This is a genomic window from Brucella daejeonensis, from assembly GCF_014199265.1.
In the GTDB taxonomy this organism is placed as follows: domain Bacteria; phylum Pseudomonadota; class Alphaproteobacteria; order Rhizobiales; family Rhizobiaceae; genus Brucella; species Brucella daejeonensis.
In genome coordinates this window covers 88,718-105,459 of the sequence record NZ_JACIJG010000010.1, presented here as the reverse complement: position 1 = coordinate 105,459, position 16,742 = coordinate 88,718, and the positions used below count along the sequence as shown (strand labels likewise).

Below are 16,742 nucleotides of genomic sequence, written 5' to 3'. Positions count from 1 at the left end.
TAAAATCACGAGGGTAAATGCGATGGAATTCTATCTTCCCGCCACCACGGGCGAATGGCTTGCATGGGGAGCCGCCGCCGTGACGGCGCTTGCCGGTCTGGTCATGCTCTTTGCGCCCGGCATCACGATGAAGCTCCTGCGGCTCCAGCCGATCAACGGCAGGCCGGAAGGCTACGGCTCCATTCGGGCGACGCTGGCCGGTCCGTATCTGGGAGTGGGAATCGGTTGTCTGATCTTCGCACAGCCATTTCTCTGGGTCGTGCTTGGCGCTGTGTGGGGATTTGCGCTGTTCGGACGCTTCATTTCCATGATGTCGGATACGGGCGGACACAAGGGCGGACACAAGGGCGGCCCGGCAGGCGGACACTTCTACGGCAGCCTTGCCGCGCTGGTCGAATTCGTGCTCGCGGCCGGTCCGTTGCTCTATGCATTCGGTTTCGTTTCGTGAGCGGCGTTGCAGCTTAAACTTGCATGGGCGGCGGTCCGGTCGGGTCGCATGGCGGCAGATGCGACTTTTTTGACCGGGAAAGGCGGCAAATCTTACACAAAAGTGCCGGATTCGCGTGTTGCGAGTCCTGTTCGTCTATGCTAGACGGCAATCACATTTCGGTGTTGACGTGCTCGCGCGTCAGTGGTTTTCCGGAAACATTCAATAAAATCATCGGCTTGGTGCCCTGAACAGGATTGGGTCCCAAAAGGATGGTTTCAACGTAGAGAGCAGGTTGTTCGTGGCTGAAACGTCTTCGCTCATTTCAGGTGTCGCACAGCGTTACGCGGGATCGCTTTTCGAGCTGGCGCTCGAAGCAAATTCCGTTGCGGCTGTGGAAAAGGATCTTGGCCGTTTCGAGGCGCTTCTGAGCGGAAGCGAAGACCTCAAGCGACTGATTTCCAGTCCGGTTTTTTCTTCGGAAGACCAGCTTCACGCTATCAGCGCGATCGCCGACAAGGCGGGCATCAAGGGTCTGGTCGGGAATTTCCTGCGTGTCGTCGCAGGCAACCGTCGCCTCTTCGCCCTGCCGGGCATCATTGCCGCTTTCCGCAGTATCGCAGCAGAGCATCGTGGCGAAGTTTCCGCCGACGTCATTTCCGCGCATGAGCTTACGGCCGCGCAGCAGAACGAATTGAAGGCAACGCTGAAGGGCGTTGCCGGCAAGGACGTGACGATCAACGTCACCGTCGATCCGTCGATCCTCGGCGGTCTTATCGTCAAGATGGGTTCGCGTCAGATCGACACGTCCCTTCGCACCAAACTTTCTTCTCTCAAGCTTGCACTGAAAGAGGTCGGCTGATGGACATCCGCGCTGCGGAAATTTCCGCTATCCTGAAAGAGCAAATCAAGAACTTCGGCAAGGAGGCTGAGGTCTCCGAGGTCGGTCAGGTTCTGTCCGTTGGCGACGGTATCGCCCGCGTCTATGGTCTGGACAATGTCCAGGCCGGTGAAATGGTCGAATTCCCCGGTGGCATTCGCGGCATGGCGCAGAACCTTGAAAGCGACAATGTCGGCGTCGTTATCTTCGGTGCCGACCGCGACATCAAGGAAGGCGACGTCGTCAAGCGCACCGGCGCCATCGTTGACGTGCCGGTCGGCCCGGAACTGCTCGGCCGCGTTGTCGACGCCCTCGGCAATCCGATCGACGGCAAAGGCCCGATCAAGGCCAAGGAACGCCGCCGCGTGGACGTCAAGGCTCCCGGCATCATCCCGCGCAAGTCGGTGCATGAGCCGATGTCGACCGGCCTCAAGGCCATCGACGCTCTGATCCCTGTCGGTCGCGGCCAGCGCGAGCTGGTCATCGGCGACCGCCAGACCGGCAAGACCGCCATCATTCTCGACACGTTCCTGAATCAGAAGCCGATCCACGACAACGGCCCGGACAAGGACAAGCTGTTCTGCGTCTATGTCGCCGTCGGCCAGAAGCGTTCGACCGTCGCCCAGTTCGTGAAGGTTCTCGAAGAGCGCGGCGCTCTGGAATATTCCATCGTGATCGCGGCTACCGCTTCCGATCCGGCTCCGATGCAGTATCTTGCACCGTTTGCGGGTTGCGCCATGGGCGAATATTTCCGCGACAATGGCCAGCACGCCCTGATCGGCTATGACGATCTGTCCAAGCAGGCTGTGGCTTACCGCCAGATGTCGCTTCTGCTGCGCCGTCCTCCGGGTCGCGAAGCTTATCCGGGCGACGTTTTCTACCTGCACTCCCGTCTTCTCGAACGCGCTGCAAAGCTCAACGACGAAAACGGTGCCGGTTCGCTGACGGCTCTGCCGGTCATCGAAACGCAGGGCAACGACGTTTCCGCCTTCATTCCGACCAACGTGATCTCGATCACCGACGGCCAGATCTTCCTCGAAACCAACCTGTTCTATCAGGGTATCCGTCCGGCTGTGAACGTCGGTCTGTCGGTTTCGCGCGTTGGTTCGTCCGCTCAGATCAAGGCCATGAAGCAGGTTGCCGGTTCGATCAAGGGCGAGCTTGCCCAGTATCGTGAAATGGCCGCTTTCGCCCAGTTCGGTTCCGACCTTGACGCTTCGACGCAGCGCCTGCTGAACCGTGGTGCGCGTCTGACCGAACTTCTGAAGCAGCCGCAGTTCTCGCCGCTGAAGACGGAAGAGCAGGTCGCCGTGATCTATGCTGGCGTTAACGGTTATCTCGACAAGCTGGCCGTCAATCAGGTTGGCAAGTTTGAAGAAGGTCTTCTCGCTTCGCTGCGCACCGAGCACAAGGCTGTGCTTGAAGGCATTCGCGACGAGAAAGCCATCACCGATGACCTCAAGGGCAAGCTCAAGGCAGCGATCGACGCTTTCGCCAAGTCCTTTGCCTGAATTATGTTAGCCGCATGATTTTGTCCGAAAAGTCTGCAACTTTTCGGAATCATGCTCAGACTGGCCGCATGATTTTATCCGAAAAGTCTGCAACTTTTCGGAATCATGCTCAGACGGGATGAACGGATGCCTTCACTAAAGGATCTGAGAAACCGTATCGCCTCGGTCAAGGCGACGCAGAAGATCACCAAGGCGATGCAGATGGTCGCCGCGGCGAAGCTGCGCCGTGCCCAGGAAGCTGCGGAGGCCGCACGGCCTTATTCGCAGCGCATGGGCGCCGTTCTTGCGAATATCGCGCAGAACGTCACCGGCGAAGATGCGCCGGCACTGATGGCTGGTACGGGCAAGGACGACGTGCATCTGCTCGTCGTCTGCACTGCGGAACGCGGCCTTTGCGGCGGTTTCAACAGCCAGATCGCGCGTCTGGCGCGCGATCATGCCCGCAAGCTCCTCGCTGAAGGCAAGACGGTCAAGATCATCACGGTCGGCAAGAAGGGCGCGGATATTCTGCGTCGCGAATTTGCGGGTCTCCTGATCGACCATGTCGACCTGCGCGAAGTCAAGCAGCTCGCCTTTGTGCATGCCGACCAGATCGGCCACAAGGTCATCAAGCTGTTCGAGGAAGGTGCTTTCGACGTCTGCACCCTGTTCTATTCCGAGTTCAAGTCGGTGATCAGTCAGGTTCCGACCGCCCAGCAGCTCATTCCGGCTTCGGCTGGCGATGAGGCCGGGGCGGAGACCGCAGGCGATGCGATCTACGAATATGAACCTGATCCTGCGGCGATCCTCTCGACGCTGATCCCGCGCAACATTTCGGTCCAGATTTTCCGCGCATTGCTGGAAAACGTGGCAGGCGAGATGGGCGCGAAGATGAGCGCGATGGACAATGCGACGCGCAATGCGGGCGACATGATCAACAAATTGTCGATCACGTATAACCGCCAGCGTCAGGCGCAGATCACCAAGGAACTGATCGAAATCATTTCGGGCGCGGAAGCGCTCTAGGTTTACCGCATGATTTGTCCGAAAAGCCCGCAACTTTTCGGAGATCGTGCTAACGGAAGGTAAGGATCGATGGCAAAAGCAGCGACCCCGAAAACTACCGCCGCAGCCGAAGGGACGCCGGCGGTGAAGGCGACGCCCAAGAAAGCGGCTCCTAAAACCACAGCGGCCAAGTCTGCCGCGCCCAAGTCTGCAGCGCCCAAGACCGCCGCAACCGGCGTGGTCGGCCGCGTTACGCAGGTCATCGGTGCTGTCGTCGACGTCCAGTTCGATGAAGGCCAGCTCCCGCTGATCCTCAACGCGCTCGAAGTCGACAATCAGGGCCATCGCCTGGTTCTCGAAGTCGCGCAGCATCTGGGCGAAAACACCGTTCGCACCATTGCCATGGACGCGACCGAAGGTCTCGTTCGCGGTCAGGAAGTACGTGACACGGGCGAACCGATCATGGTTCCGGTCGGCGAAGAAACGCTGGGCCGCATCATGAACGTCATCGGCGAACCGGTCGACGAAGCAGGCCCGCTCAAGACCAAGGCCTTGCGCGCCATTCACCAGCCGGCACCGGAATATGTCGAGCAGTCGACGGAAGCCGAAATTCTGGTCACGGGCATCAAGGTCGTCGACCTTCTGGCGCCTTACGCCAAGGGTGGCAAGATCGGCCTGTTCGGCGGCGCAGGCGTCGGCAAGACCGTTCTCATCATGGAACTCATCAACAACGTCGCCAAGGCGCACGGCGGTTACTCCGTGTTTGCAGGCGTCGGTGAGCGTACCCGTGAAGGCAACGACCTTTACCACGAAATGATCGAATCGGGCGTGAACAAGCTCGGCGGCGGCGAAGGCTCCAAGGCAGCCCTCGTTTACGGTCAGATGAACGAGCCTCCGGGTGCCCGCGCCCGCGTCGCTCTCTCCGGTCTGACGGTTGCTGAAAACTTCCGCGACCAGGGTCAGGACGTTCTGTTCTTCGTGGACAACATCTTCCGCTTCACGCAGGCAGGTTCGGAAGTGTCGGCTCTTCTCGGCCGTATTCCTTCCGCCGTGGGCTATCAGCCGACGCTGGCAACCGACATGGGCGCCATGCAGGAACGCATCACCACGACGACCAAGGGTTCGATCACCTCGGTTCAGGCCATTTACGTGCCTGCCGATGACTTGACCGACCCGGCTCCGGCCACGTCGTTCGCCCACCTTGACGCCACGACCGTTCTGTCGCGTTCGATCGCTGAAAAGGGTATCTACCCGGCTGTCGATCCGCTCGACTCCACGTCGCGTATGCTCGATCCGACGGTCGTCGGTGAAGAACACTACGCCGTTGCCCGTCAGGTTCAGTCGATCCTGCAGCGTTACAAGGCCCTTCAGGACATCATCGCGATCCTGGGCATGGACGAGCTGTCTGAAGAAGACAAGCTCACGGTTGCCCGCGCCCGCAAGATCGAACGCTTCCTGTCGCAGCCGTTCTTCGTGGCTGAAGTCTTCACCGGTTCGCCGGGCAAGTTGGTCGACCTCGCCGATACGATCAAGGGCTTCAAGGGCCTTTGCGCCGGTGATTACGATCATCTGCCGGAAGCTGCCTTCTACATGGTCGGCTCCATCGACGAAGCGCTCGAAAAGGCCAAGAAGCTGGCTGCCGAAGCTGCCTGATGAATTGAATTTTCGGCGGGTCACCGACCCGCCGAAAATGCCTGTTCATTTTGTTTGAGCATGACTTATTCAAAATCATGTTCTGAAGAATTAAGTGAGAACCATGGCTCAAGCTTTCCAATTCGAACTCGTGTCGCCTGAACGGCTCCTGCTTTCCGCGCAGGTGACGGAAGTCGTCATTCCGGGTAGCGAAGGCTATCTGACGGCTCTCGCCGGTCATTCGCCGCTGATGACGACGATCATGCCGGGTGTCGTTTCGGTGAAGCTGGCCGACGGCAAGTCCGACTCCTACGTGGTTTTCGGCGGTTTCGCCGACATCACCCCGCAGGGCTGCACCGTTCTGGCCGAATCGGCGACCCATGTGGACGATATCGATCCGGCCGACATTCAGCGCCGCATCGACCATGCCCGCGAGGCTCTGGACGACGCATCGTCGAACGAACATCGCACCAAGGCGGAAATCTTCCTGCATCAGTTGATGACGTTGCAGGGAACCATCCTGCCAGCCTGACGGGCAAGCAATTTAGCAGTTTCGAAAAAGCGGGTCTTAGGCCCGCTTTTTCTGTTTCTGGCTTCAAGATTTAGTGAATTCCACGGCAAAAGGGGCGGCGGACCTATCCCATCACGGTTGTGTGAGTTCGGCGAGTTTGCTTGAAAACGGTTTGCCAGCGATCTATCTAGATCATCAATCATTAGTTTACTTATATAACAAGGCGGTTTGAATGAGCACGGCAGATCTCAGAGCCGAAATGATCGACGCCATGGCCAAGGTTAATCGCAAGCTGCGCACGGTCTTCGATGCCCGTGTGAAGGAGCGCGGACTGACACTGGCGCGCGCTCGCACATTGCTCGCCCTGATCGAACATGAAGGCCTTTACCAGAGGGAACTGGCTGAAACGCTGGAGATCGAGAACGCAACCATGGTGCGTCTGCTCGACGGGTTGGAGCGCCAGTCCTTCATCGAGCGACAGACGGTCCAGGGCGACCGCCGCGCCAAGCGGGTCGTGATGACGGCAGAAGGCAAGACGCTCGCCGAACAGGTGGTCAAGCTTTCGGGCGATGTACGCGAGGACCTTCTGGAAGGCGTGAGCGACGAGGAATTGAACATCGCGCTCAATGTGCTTCGCAAGATGTCGGATTCGATGAACAAGGTTCATTGATCCGGGACGCGGGCGTTTCGTTCATCGATAAGGCCGGGGCGGAAGCCCGCTTCAGGGTGCGAGCGTACGCAGATAGGCCATCAATTCGCTGGCCGTATCGCTCGCGCGCTCCGGTTCGCGCGATATGATCGCCTCAATCAGCTCCGCATGGGCATTGGCCGAACCGGCAATGCCCGTCGAGGGGCGAAGCCTGAACCAGAAGCGGCGGCTGTGGGTCTGTAGCGGGGCCGCGATGCGCGCGGCATAGGGATTGCTGGCCGCACTGCCCAGAACGATGTCGAAGGCCTTGTCGGCGTCCAGAAACAGGGCCACATCCTCGGTCGGGATCGCCTGCCGCATCGCGGCTGCCGCAGCTTCCAGCCGCTCATAATCGCGAGGGCTGCCGTAGCGTGCCGCATCGCGCGCCATCACGCGCTCCACGCCTTCGCGGGCATCGAGAACCTTGATGAAATCCTTCGGATCGATCGGCGCAATGGCAATGCCGGAACGCGGCCGCACTTCCACCAGCCCTTCCCAGGCGAGCCTCTGTATGGCCTCGCGCATCGGCGTGCGGCCCATGCCGGTAAGTTCGATCAGCGTGCGCTCGTTGACAACCGCGCCCGGTTCCAGTTCGAACGTGACGATCGATCGTTCCAGAACGCGATAGGCCCGCTCGGCGAGACTTTCACTGCCCCAGCCGTCGCTCATGGCCGACGAAGCGTCGGCAATGCTGCGTGTCAACCTGTCCTGAACGCTCGTTTCTTCCATGCCGGTCCATGCCTTGTGTTTGCGACGATTGACATAGTTTCATCTTACAGATATATCTCTGATATATCAATATTGGCCTAACCTGGTAGTCAATCCTTATCCGGGTCTTGACGGGCTTTGCAAGCGATGACGGATTTCCGGCATAGTGTCATTCCAAAAAAACAGTGGACGCGGTTACGGTCGCTGGGGTTGAAATAATTACATTTCCGACCGGCGCGCCGGTCTCGTCCGTTTTCCGGTCGGCGCCGGGAAAGGGGTAAATACGGTGGGGAGCCGCAAGAAGATGAAATCTGATCCTCAGGGTCAGCAGGATGTCGTGATTATCGGTGGCGGCATCGTGGGCGTGGCGACCGCCGCGCTACTCGCAGAGGCGGGGCGCCAGGTGCTGGTGCTCGACAGAACCGGTATCTGCGAGGAAACGAGTGCGGGCAATGCGGCGGCGCTCGCTTTTTCCGATATTCTTCCAATGGCGTCCAAGGGGATCATGCGCAAGGTTCCCGGATGGCTCATGGACCCGCTCGGGCCGCTTGCGATCCGTCCATCCTATCTTCCGAAACTGCTCCCCTGGCTCTATCGTTTCTGGCGCGCCAGCAGTGCCGGAGCGCTGGAAAAATCCGCGCTGGCGCAGGCAGACATCATGCGCCTTGCGGAACGCGAGATGCTGGCGCTGATCGACCGGGCGGGACTGCGCGACCGTTTGCAGGAAGACGGCAATCTCGAACTCTATGAAAGCGAAGCCGAACTGGCCGCCGTCCTTCCGAGCTGGGAGATTCGTGAGAAAGCCGGTATCGCCCATGAGCATGTGCGTGGGCCGCGCATCGCCGAATTGCAGCCGGGGCTGAGCCAGCGTATCGTTGCCGGAACCTTCGTGCCCGGCTGGAAGAATGTCAGCGACCCCAAGCTGTTCGGCAAGGCAATCTGGGCCCATGCGGAAAAGCTGGGCGCACGTTTCCGTCAGGCGAAGGTCACAAGCGCGAAGCCGGGCAATGGCGGGGCCAGCGTCCGTCTCGAAGATGGAACCGTAATCGAAGCGGCGCATCTCGTCCTGATGGCGGGCGCATGGTCGCGCGATCTTGCCAAGGGTTTTGGCGATACGGTGCCGCTCGATACGGAGCGCGGCTATAATACGACCCTGCCGGTCGGTGCTTTCGATGTGAAGCGGCAGCTGACATTTCCCGGCCATGGCTTCGTCATCACACCGATGAAAACGGGCCTGCGCGTCGGCGGCGCCGTCGAGTTCGGCGGGCTGGACCTGCCGCCCAATTTCGCGCGCTCGGAGGCCATGCTCAGGAAGGCCTCGACATTCCTGCCGGGCCTCAAAACCGAGGGCGGGGTGCAATGGATGGGCTATCGGCCATCCATGCCGGATTCGGTTCCCGTCATCGGGCGGGCCTCGGCTGGCGGGAATATCTATTACGGCTTCGGCCACGGCCATCTTGGCCTCACGCAATCGGCGGCGACAGGCCGGATCATCCGCGATCTCATCACGGGTGACACGCCTGCGATCGATATAGAACCTTTCAAGCCACAACGTTTTCGGAACTGACCATCATGGCAAGACATTCCTTTTTCTGCGTCGACGGACATACATGCGGCAACCCCGTGCGTCTGGTGGCTGGCGGAGGGCCGAACCTCGAAGGTTCGAACATGATGGAAAAGCGCGCGCATTTTCTGGCGGAATATGACTGGATCCGCACCGGACTGATGTTCGAGCCGCGCGGCCACGACATGATGTCCGGCTCGATCCTCTACCCGCCGACGCGCGCCGATTGCGATGTGGCGGTGCTGTTCATCGAAACGTCCGGCTGCCTGCCGATGTGCGGTCACGGCACCATCGGCACCGTCACCATGGCGATAGAGCAGGGGCTCGTGACGCCTAAGACGCCGGGCAGGCTCAATCTCGAAACGCCCGCCGGTCTCGTGGCCATCGAATATGAGCAGAACGGCCAGTATGTGGAGCGGGTCCGCCTGACCAACGTTCCGGCTTTCCTTTATGCCGAAGGGCTTGAGGTCGAATGCCCCGATCTTGGCGCGATCAAGGTCGATGTGGCTTATGGCGGCAATTTCTATGCGATTGTCGAGCCGCAGGAAAATTACACGGACATGGACGATTATTCGGCGTTGCAGCTGATCGCCTGGAGTCCGGTCCTGCGTCAGCGCCTCAACGAGAAATACAAGTTCCAGCATCCCGAACTGCCCGACATCAATCGCCTGACCCATATTCTATGGACCGGCAAGGCAAAACATCCCGAAGCCCATGCCCGTAACGCCGTCTTCTATGGCGACAAGGCCATCGACCGTTCGCCGTGCGGAACGGGTACGTCCGCGCGCATGGCGCAGCTCGCGGCCAAGGGCAAGCTGAAGCCCGGCGATGAATTCGTGCATGAATCCATCATAGGCTCGCTTTTCCACGGCCGTGTCGAGCGTGCCGCCGAGGTGGCGGGGCGTCCGGCAATCATCCCTTCAATCGCGGGCTGGGCACGCATGACTGGATATAATACGATCTTCATCGATGACCGCGATCCCTTTGCACACGGGTTTACGGTCGCGTAAAGTGGGTACGGTCGGTAATTTTCGTACCGGCCTCCCAATTTTTTGGCTTTCGGGCCTCTTGGAAAATGTGGAATAAAGCGCTTTGGGTAGGAGAAAAAATTATATACAGGACGTTTGGTAGGGGACATAACTAGTTTGTGGAAGGTTGATGCCCTTAGTCTTTTGTTGGAGACAAAAGGGGGTTGCAATCCTCTATACAGCCGTTAGGTGTAAATGGCCGGGAATTAAAATGAAGGCGCACGAAATAAAGATGCGTCAAAAAAACCCCGGGCGGTAAAATGGGTGGCTTCTAGATGGAATATTTCTTCCAGCAGGTGATCAACGGGCTCGCGCTCGGTTCGATCTATGGCCTGATCGCCATCGGTTACACGATGGTCTATGGCATTATCGGCATGATCAACTTTGCGCATGGCGATGTCTTCATGCTCGGCGCCTTCATGGCGCTGATCGTTTTTCTCATCATCACGACCTTCATCGGAGCATTGCCGATCACGCTGATGCTTCTTCTGATGATGATCGTCGCCATGCTGCTGACTGGCTTGTGGAGCTGGGCGATCGAGCGCGTGGCCTACCGGCCGCTGCGCGGTTCGTTCCGGCTCGCGCCGTTGATCACGGCAATCGGCATGTCGATTGCCCTGTCAAATTTCGTGCAGGTGACGCAGGGGCCGCGCAACAAGCCGGTGCCTCAGCTCCTGAACGGTTCCTACAGTATCTTCGGCACCAATGTGACGATTTCGCTCAAGCAGATCGTCGTGGTCGTGGTGACCGCCGTGCTGCTGACGGTATTCTGGTATATCGTCAACCGTACGTCGCTCGGTCGCGCACAACGCGCCTGCGAGCAGGATCGCAAGATGGCCGCACTTCTCGGCATCAATGTGGATCGCGTGATTTCGCTGACCTTCGTCATGGGGGCGATGCTCGCGGCCGTGGCCGGCACGCTTTACCTTTCCTTTTATGGCGTGATCTCCTTTGCCGACGGCTTCATCCCCGGCGTCAAGGCGTTCACGGCGGCGGTTCTGGGCGGCATCGGCTCGCTTCCGGGCGCTGTGGTCGGCGGCCTGCTCATCGGTCTCATCGAGGCATTGTGGTCGGCCTATTTCTCGATCGACTACAAGGATGTCGCCGCGTTCTCGATCCTCGCCATCGTGCTGATCTTCATGCCGTCCGGCATCCTTGGCCGTCCTGAAGTCGAAAAGGTGTAATCATGGCTGTACAGTCGAGTTCACGCCCGGATTCTCCTTTTGGCCGGGCCATTCGCGAAGGGATCCTCGCCGGTCTTCTGGCATTGGGCCTCTTCTGCCTCATCATCGGCTTCAAGACCGATCAGAACATCAACAACGAACTGGTGCTGGAGCAACGCTGGGGCACGCTGGCCGTCATGGTCGCGCTGGCCGCGGTCGGCCGGTTCCTGTTCATCGCTTTCCTCCAGCCCTGGCTGGAGGCGCGCAAGCTCGCCAAGAGCAAGCAGCCCGCCGTCACCGTCGAAAGCCCGTCTTTCGTCCGTCGCAATTTCTCGCGTCTCGGCGTGGCTTTTCTCTTCGTCTATCCGATCCTGATCGTTGCCATGCTCGGCTGGCAGGGGTCGCTCAAATGGGTCGATAATTTCGGCGTCCAGATCCTCATCTATGTGATGCTGGCCTGGGGGCTCAACATTGTGGTCGGTCTCGCCGGCCTCCTCGATCTGGGATATGTCGCCTTCTATGCGGTGGGTGCTTATTCCTATGCGATTCTGTCTTCCTATTTCGGCCTGTCCTTCTGGATGCTGCTGCCGATCGCGGGCATTCTGGCGGCGACCTGGGGCGTCATTCTGGGCTTTCCGGTCCTGCGCCTGCGCGGCGACTATCTCGCCATCGTGACGCTGGCCTTCGGTGAAATCATCCGTCTGGTTCTCATCAACTGGACCGATCTGACCAGGGGTACGTTCGGTATCTCCGGTATCGCCAAGGCAACGTTCCTCGGCCTGCCTTTCAACGCCAGCAAGGACGGTTTCGCCGCTCATTTCGGCCTCACCTTTTCGGCGGCGCATTACAAGTTCTTCCTCTATTACGTCATTCTCCTGCTTGCCCTTCTGACGGCATGGGTCACCATCCGTCTGCGGCGTATGCCGGTCGGCCGTGCATGGGAAGCGCTGCGTGAAGACGAAATCGCCTGCCGTTCGCTCGGCATCAACACCACCACGACCAAGCTCACGGCTTTCGCCACGGGCGCGATGTTCGGTGGTTTCGCGGGTTCGTTCTTCGCGGCACGCCAGGGCTTCGTCAGCCCGGAATCCTTCGTGTTCCTGGAATCGGCCGTCATTCTCGCCATCGTGGTTCTCGGCGGCATGGGATCTCTGGTCGGCATCGCCATTGCTGCCATCATGATGATCGGCGGCACGGAAATCCTGCGCGAGATGAGCTTCCTGAAAGCCATTTTCGGACCGGAATTCACCCCCGAACTCTACCGTATGCTGATCTTCGGCCTTGCCATGGTCGTGGTCATGGTCTGGAAACCGCGCGGCTTCGTCGGGAGTCGGGAACCGAGTGCATTCCTGCATGAGAAGAAGATGGTGTCGGGTGCCTTTACCAAGGAAGGGCATGGCTGATGGCGGAGATAAGCACTATGTCTGGCACTGCGTCCGGCAACATTGACAAGGACATCGTCCTTCAGGTCGAGCATCTTTCGATGCGCTTTGGCGGTCTTGTCGCCATCAACGATCTGAGCTTCAACGTGAAGCGTGGGGATATCACGGCGATCATCGGCCCGAACGGCGCAGGCAAGACCACGGTCTTCAACTGCATCACCGGCTTCTACAAGCCGACGGGCGGCATGTTGACGATGAACCGGAAGACGGGCGAGAAATTCCTGCTGGAACGCCTGCCGGACTTCCAGATCACGAAACACGCCAAAGTGGCGCGTACCTTCCAGAACATCCGTTTGTTCTCCGGTCTCACGGTTCTGGAAAACCTGCTGGTCGCGCAGCACAACACGCTGATGCGTTCGTCGGGCTTCACGATCCTCGGCCTCCTTGGCCTGCCGGGTTACAAGTCGGCAGCCAGGGACGCCATCGAGAAGGCGCGCCACTGGCTGGAGAAGATCAACCTGATCGGCCGTGCGGACGACCCGGCGGGCGATCTGCCCTATGGTGATCAGCGACGTCTCGAAATCGCCCGCGCCATGTGCACCGAGCCGGAAATCCTTTGCCTTGACGAACCGGCCGCCGGTCTCAATCCGCGTGAATCGGCGGAGCTCAACAAGCTTCTGCTCGATATCCGCAAGGAAACCGGCACGTCGATCCTGCTCATCGAACACGATATGTCGGTCGTGATGGAAATCTCCGATCATGTGATCGTGCTGGAATACGGCACCAAGATTTCCGATGGTGCGCCGGAAGTGGTGCAGAACGATCCGCGCGTTATCGCCGCCTATCTGGGCGTCGATGACGAAGAGATCGCCGAACTCATCGAAGAGGCGGAAAAGCCCGGTATCGTCGATCCGGCGCATCTCGTTGCCGAACAGCTTGCCGAAGAAGCCATTGAAGAAGTCAGCCACGAACACGGTGAAGCCTCTTCGGCGGCGGTTCGGCTTGCAGGTGTGCTGGCCGCGCCGCGCGGCGGCAAGGCCGACGATCTCACGGTCATCAAGGGCATCGGCCCGGTCAATGCGCGCAAGCTCAATGAACACGGCATCTGGCATTTCGACCAGATCGCGGCATGGACCGCAGCCGATGTCGTCGAGGCGGAAACCTATCTGGAATTCGACGGACGCATCGCCCGTGAAGACTGGGTCGGACAGGCCAGGCGGCTGGCCTCCGGTGAAGCCGCTCCGACGCGTTCCAAGACCGCTTCCGCAAAGGCGGCCAAGGGTACCGCAACCCCGGCCAAGCCGAAGAAGGGAGGCGAATGATGCAGGCTGAAACCATGCAGAAAAAGCAACCGCTTCTGGCCGTCGAAAAGGTCGAGACCTATTACGGCAATATTTGCGCCCTCAAGGGCATCGACCTGACCGTCGATGAAGGCGAGATCGTCGCGCTGATCGGCGCCAACGGCGCCGGCAAGTCCACGCTGATGATGACGATCTTCGGCTCGCCGAAGGCGCGCACGGGCCGCATTCTCTTCAACGGCAAGGACATTACGTCCATGCCGCCGCATGAGATTGCCAAGCTTCGTATCGCGCAATCGCCTGAAGGCCGTCGCATCTTCCCGCGCATGACGGTTCTGGAAAATCTCCAGATGGGGGCGAGCCTCGACAATCAGCACTATTTCGATGAAGATGTGAAGCTGATGTTCGACCTGTTCCCGCGCCTGAAGGAGCGCATCAACCAGCGCGGCGGTACGCTTTCGGGCGGTGAGCAGCAGATGCTGGCCATTGCCCGCGCGCTGATGGCGCGTCCGAAGCTGCTACTTCTCGACGAGCCGTCTCTCGGCCTCGCGCCGCTGATCGTCAAGCAGATCTTCGAGGCGATCAAGGAACTGAACCGCACGCAGGGACTGACGGTGTTTCTCGTCGAGCAGAATGCTTTCGGCGCACTCAAGCTTGCAGATCGCGGCTATGTGATGGTCAACGGTTCGATCACGATGAGCGGCGCCGGTCGCGAATTGCTGGCCGATCCGGAAGTCCGCGCCGCCTATCTCGAAGGCGGAAAGCACTAGGAGGAAATCATGCAGGGTATTCTCTACGAAGAGCCGTCTTTCGGGCTGTTTTTCCTCATCACCTGTCTCCTGGGCGGTTGGGCTGCCTGGATGACCGGTCGTGCCTGCGCCTCGACCTGGCGCAGCTATCCCCAGCTTCTGATCTATCTGGTTCCGCTTGGGGCCGCCGTGCGCTTCATCCACTTCGCACTGTTCGAGGGAACGCTTCTGTCGCTCCATTATTTTCTGGTCGACACGATCGTCCTGATGCTGATCGGTACGGTCGGCTTTCGTTACACGCGCACCAAGCAAATGATACGGCAATATAGCTGGCTTTATGAAAAAGCTTCGCCGCTGAGCTGGAGGTCGAAATAATTTCAAAGCTCCGCCGGCTTGCGGCGGGGCTTTCCGAGTGCCTGTTCCAAAAGTCGCCATTCCGGCCGGTCGCTTTTGATTCAGATGCTTAAAAGGATCGCGTTGACAGTAACAGGATTCAACGTAGATATTGCTGAGTAATCAGCAAGAAATAAGGCGATGCAAAACATCGTTTCGGGGTAAATACAATGATGGGAGTTCCAATAATGAAGAAATCGCTTTTCTCAGGCGTTGCACTTGCCGCAGTGCTGGCTTTCGGGGGCTCGGCCTGGGCTGACGTCATTCTGGGTATCGGCGCACCTCTGACCGGTCCGAACGCCGTTTACGGCGCGCAGATCCAGAAGGGCGCGGAAGCCGCGATCAAGGAAGTCAACGATGCGGGCGGCATCAACGGCGAAAAGATTTCGATCACGCTCGGCGATGACGTTTCGGATCCGAAACAGGGCATTTCCGTTGCCAACAAGTTTGCCGCCGATGGCGTGAAATTCGTCATCGGTCACTTCAACTCCGGCGTTGCGATCCCGGCTTCCGAAGTCTATGCGGAAAACGGCATTCTCGAAATCTCGCCGGCGGCCACCAATCCGGTCTATACCGAGCGCGAGCTGTGGAATACCTTCCGCACCTGCGGTCGTGACGACCAGCAGGGTATCGTGGCCGGTCAGTATATTTTCGACAACTTCAAGGATGCCAAGGTTGCCGTCATTCACGACAAGACCCCTTACGGTCAGGGTCTTGCCGACGAAACCAAGAAGAAGCTCAACGAGCTTGGCGCCAAGGAAGCCGTTTATGAAGGCGTGAATGTCGGCGAAAAGGACTTCTCCGCTCTGATCGCCAAGCTCAAGCAGGCTGGCGTGAACGTTCTCTACTGGGGCGGCCTGCACGCGGAAGCTGGCCTTATCATCCGTCAGCTTGCCGATCAGGGCCTGAAGGTCCAGTTCATTTCGGGCGACGGTATCGTCTCGAACGAACTGGCCTCCATTGCCGGTCCAGCTGTCGAAGGCACGCTGAACACCTTCGGTCCCGATCCGCGCAACAATCCGGCCAATGCCGATCTGGTGAAGAAGTTCCGCGATGCCGGCTTCGAGCCGGAAGCCTACACGATGTATTCCTATGCGGCCGTTCAGTCGCTGGCGCAGGCCGCCAAGGCCGCTGGCAGCAACGATCCGCAGGAAGTTGCCAAGGCGCTCAAGGAAAAGGGTCCCTTCAAGACCGTGCTCGGTGACCTGTCCTACGACGAAAAGGGTGATCCGAAGCTTCCGGGTTACGTCATGTACAAGTGGGAAAAGGGCGCTGACGGAAAGTACACCTACGTTCAGCAGAAGTAATTTCCTGTCCTTGATCCGATTGAAATGCCCGGCTTCACGCCGGGCATTTTTCTTTGGGCTGGTGGTCTGATTCCGGCATTTGCATCCCTCTGATACAGGCGCCGTGCAAATGTCGGAATCGAAAGGACCACTCGTAACTTATCTATCTAGAGGATTGAATTTGACGTTTGATTCCCGACTGAACGAGATGCTGTTTCAAACGTCAAATTCAATCCACTAGTCCGAAGCATAAAGTCATGCGCAAAGAGCAGAATGTAGCCGAAGTCCTTACTTTACTTCGCAATAGGACGTGATTGTATCTATTTTATCCGCTGGATATAGGGTGATTCTCTATCCTCGGTTTGCGTTCCGGTGGGAGGACCGGTTTCAGCGTGGGGCACCGTCAAATCTCGAATTGTGTTCCGGGAACCGAAACGATCTCCTCTTCGAATGCAGATGAAGCCCGTGTGCGGCGGTTTCGACCCGACCGCTCACGGTCTTGAAAATGCGTAGCGGTTCCGACGGCCACGGTCGGGAG

General features: G+C 59.0%; 16 protein-coding genes. 15 read left to right on the top strand and 1 reads right to left on the bottom strand.

The genetic code is table 11. The annotated features are described in order from the left end of the window. The first annotated feature begins 22 nt into the window (after window positions 1–22). The 7 genes from FHS76_RS14045 to FHS76_RS14015 all read left to right on the top strand — a co-directional run bounded on the left by FHS76_RS14045 (window position 23) and on the right by FHS76_RS14015 (window position 6,615). Entirely contained in the window at window positions 23–448 is a 426-nt protein-coding gene (locus FHS76_RS14045) for an AGROH133_08824 family phage infection protein (protein ID WP_183653746.1), read from the top strand. Between the two features lie 280 nt (window positions 449–728). Continuing rightward, complete coding sequence (locus FHS76_RS14040; protein WP_183653743.1) at window positions 729–1,289, top strand: F0F1 ATP synthase subunit delta; 561 nt, start codon at window positions 729–731, stop codon at window positions 1,287–1,289. Then, window positions 1,289–2,818 (top strand): F0F1 ATP synthase subunit alpha, encoded by a 1,530-nt coding sequence (gene atpA / locus FHS76_RS14035; RefSeq protein ID WP_183653740.1) that lies wholly within the window; start codon window positions 1,289–1,291, stop codon window positions 2,816–2,818. Before FHS76_RS14040 ends, atpA begins: the two co-directional genes overlap by 1 nt. A 126-nt stretch (window positions 2,819–2,944) precedes the next feature. Then, window positions 2,945–3,823 (top strand): F0F1 ATP synthase subunit gamma, encoded by an 879-nt coding sequence (locus FHS76_RS14030; protein ID WP_183653737.1) that lies wholly within the window; start codon window positions 2,945–2,947, stop codon window positions 3,821–3,823. Window positions 3,824–3,892: 69 nt separating this feature from the next. Then, window positions 3,893–5,455, top strand: coding sequence for a F0F1 ATP synthase subunit beta (gene atpD, locus FHS76_RS14025; protein WP_183653734.1), 1,563 nt, complete (start codon window positions 3,893–3,895; stop codon window positions 5,453–5,455). Between the two features lie 103 nt (window positions 5,456–5,558). Beyond that, window positions 5,559–5,966, top strand: coding sequence for a F0F1 ATP synthase subunit epsilon (locus FHS76_RS14020; RefSeq protein WP_183653731.1), 408 nt, complete (start codon window positions 5,559–5,561; stop codon window positions 5,964–5,966). 211 nt (window positions 5,967–6,177) lie between these two features. Then, window positions 6,178–6,615 (top strand): MarR family winged helix-turn-helix transcriptional regulator, encoded by a 438-nt coding sequence (locus tag FHS76_RS14015; RefSeq protein ID WP_183653728.1) that lies wholly within the window; start codon window positions 6,178–6,180, stop codon window positions 6,613–6,615. A gap of 51 nt (window positions 6,616–6,666) precedes the next feature. On the opposite strand, the gene FHS76_RS14010 is transcribed toward FHS76_RS14015, so the two are convergent. After that, window positions 6,667–7,362 carry a GntR family transcriptional regulator gene (locus tag FHS76_RS14010; RefSeq protein WP_183653726.1) on the bottom strand — a complete coding sequence of 232 codons (696 nt, stop codon included), beginning with the start codon at window positions 7,360–7,362 and terminating at the stop codon, window positions 6,667–6,669. A 202-nt stretch (window positions 7,363–7,564) separates the two neighbouring features. Between FHS76_RS14010 and FHS76_RS14005 the strand changes: the two genes are divergently transcribed. From FHS76_RS14005 to FHS76_RS13970, 8 genes are all read left to right on the top strand, one after another. Further along, window positions 7,565–8,908, top strand: coding sequence for an NAD(P)/FAD-dependent oxidoreductase (locus tag FHS76_RS14005; RefSeq protein WP_328700499.1), 1,344 nt, complete (start codon window positions 7,565–7,567; stop codon window positions 8,906–8,908). Between the two features lie 5 nt (window positions 8,909–8,913). After that, window positions 8,914–9,915: a 4-hydroxyproline epimerase gene (locus FHS76_RS14000; protein WP_183653720.1), complete on the top strand. Its 1,002-nt coding sequence runs from the start codon at window positions 8,914–8,916 to the stop codon at window positions 9,913–9,915. A gap of 293 nt (window positions 9,916–10,208) precedes the next feature. Then, window positions 10,209–11,117 (top strand): branched-chain amino acid ABC transporter permease, encoded by a 909-nt coding sequence (locus FHS76_RS13995; RefSeq protein ID WP_183653717.1) that lies wholly within the window; start codon window positions 10,209–10,211, stop codon window positions 11,115–11,117. A gap of 2 nt (window positions 11,118–11,119) precedes the next feature. Next, window positions 11,120–12,499: a high-affinity branched-chain amino acid ABC transporter permease LivM gene (livM, locus tag FHS76_RS13990; protein ID WP_183653715.1), complete on the top strand. Its 1,380-nt coding sequence runs from the start codon at window positions 11,120–11,122 to the stop codon at window positions 12,497–12,499. Continuing rightward, entirely contained in the window at window positions 12,499–13,800 is a 1,302-nt protein-coding gene (locus tag FHS76_RS13985) for an ATP-binding cassette domain-containing protein (RefSeq protein ID WP_183653711.1), read from the top strand. The genes livM and FHS76_RS13985 overlap by 1 nt, the downstream gene beginning before the upstream one ends. Further along, window positions 13,800–14,546, top strand: coding sequence for an ABC transporter ATP-binding protein (locus FHS76_RS13980; RefSeq protein WP_183653702.1), 747 nt, complete (start codon window positions 13,800–13,802; stop codon window positions 14,544–14,546). Before FHS76_RS13985 ends, FHS76_RS13980 begins: the two co-directional genes overlap by 1 nt. Before the next feature lie 9 nt (window positions 14,547–14,555). After that, on the top strand, window positions 14,556–14,900 hold the full coding sequence (locus FHS76_RS13975; protein WP_183653699.1) for a DUF6867 family protein: 345 nt from the start codon (window positions 14,556–14,558) through the stop codon (window positions 14,898–14,900). 206 nt (window positions 14,901–15,106) lie between these two features. Beyond that, window positions 15,107–16,225, top strand: coding sequence for a branched-chain amino acid ABC transporter substrate-binding protein (locus FHS76_RS13970; RefSeq protein WP_183653696.1), 1,119 nt, complete (start codon window positions 15,107–15,109; stop codon window positions 16,223–16,225). Window positions 16,226–16,742 lie beyond the last annotated feature (517 nt).

Bases quoted from the DNA above. Each gene is read 5' to 3' on its own strand.
- FHS76_RS14045 (WP_183653746.1), top strand. From the start codon at position 23: ATGGAATTCTATCTTCCCGCCACCACGGGCGAATGGCTTGCATGGGGA.
- FHS76_RS14010 (WP_183653726.1), bottom strand. From the start codon at position 7,362: ATGGAAGAAACGAGCGTTCAGGACAGGTTGACACGCAGCATTGCCGAC.
- FHS76_RS13970 (WP_183653696.1), top strand. From the start codon at position 15,107: ATGAAGAAATCGCTTTTCTCAGGCGTTGCACTTGCCGCAGTGCTGGCT.
- FHS76_RS14000 (WP_183653720.1), top strand. From the start codon at position 8,914: ATGGCAAGACATTCCTTTTTCTGCGTCGACGGACATACATGCGGCAAC.
- atpA (WP_183653740.1), top strand. From the start codon at position 1,289: ATGGACATCCGCGCTGCGGAAATTTCCGCTATCCTGAAAGAGCAAATC.
- atpD (WP_183653734.1), top strand. From the start codon at position 3,893: ATGGCAAAAGCAGCGACCCCGAAAACTACCGCCGCAGCCGAAGGGACG.
- livM (WP_183653715.1), top strand. From the start codon at position 11,120: ATGGCTGTACAGTCGAGTTCACGCCCGGATTCTCCTTTTGGCCGGGCC.
- FHS76_RS13980 (WP_183653702.1), top strand. From the start codon at position 13,800: ATGCAGGCTGAAACCATGCAGAAAAAGCAACCGCTTCTGGCCGTCGAA.
- FHS76_RS13975 (WP_183653699.1), top strand. From the start codon at position 14,556: ATGCAGGGTATTCTCTACGAAGAGCCGTCTTTCGGGCTGTTTTTCCTC.
- FHS76_RS13985 (WP_183653711.1), top strand. From the start codon at position 12,499: ATGGCGGAGATAAGCACTATGTCTGGCACTGCGTCCGGCAACATTGAC.
- FHS76_RS14020 (WP_183653731.1), top strand. From the start codon at position 5,559: ATGGCTCAAGCTTTCCAATTCGAACTCGTGTCGCCTGAACGGCTCCTG.
- FHS76_RS13995 (WP_183653717.1), top strand. From the start codon at position 10,209: ATGGAATATTTCTTCCAGCAGGTGATCAACGGGCTCGCGCTCGGTTCG.
- FHS76_RS14015 (WP_183653728.1), top strand. From the start codon at position 6,178: ATGAGCACGGCAGATCTCAGAGCCGAAATGATCGACGCCATGGCCAAG.
- FHS76_RS14030 (WP_183653737.1), top strand. From the start codon at position 2,945: ATGCCTTCACTAAAGGATCTGAGAAACCGTATCGCCTCGGTCAAGGCG.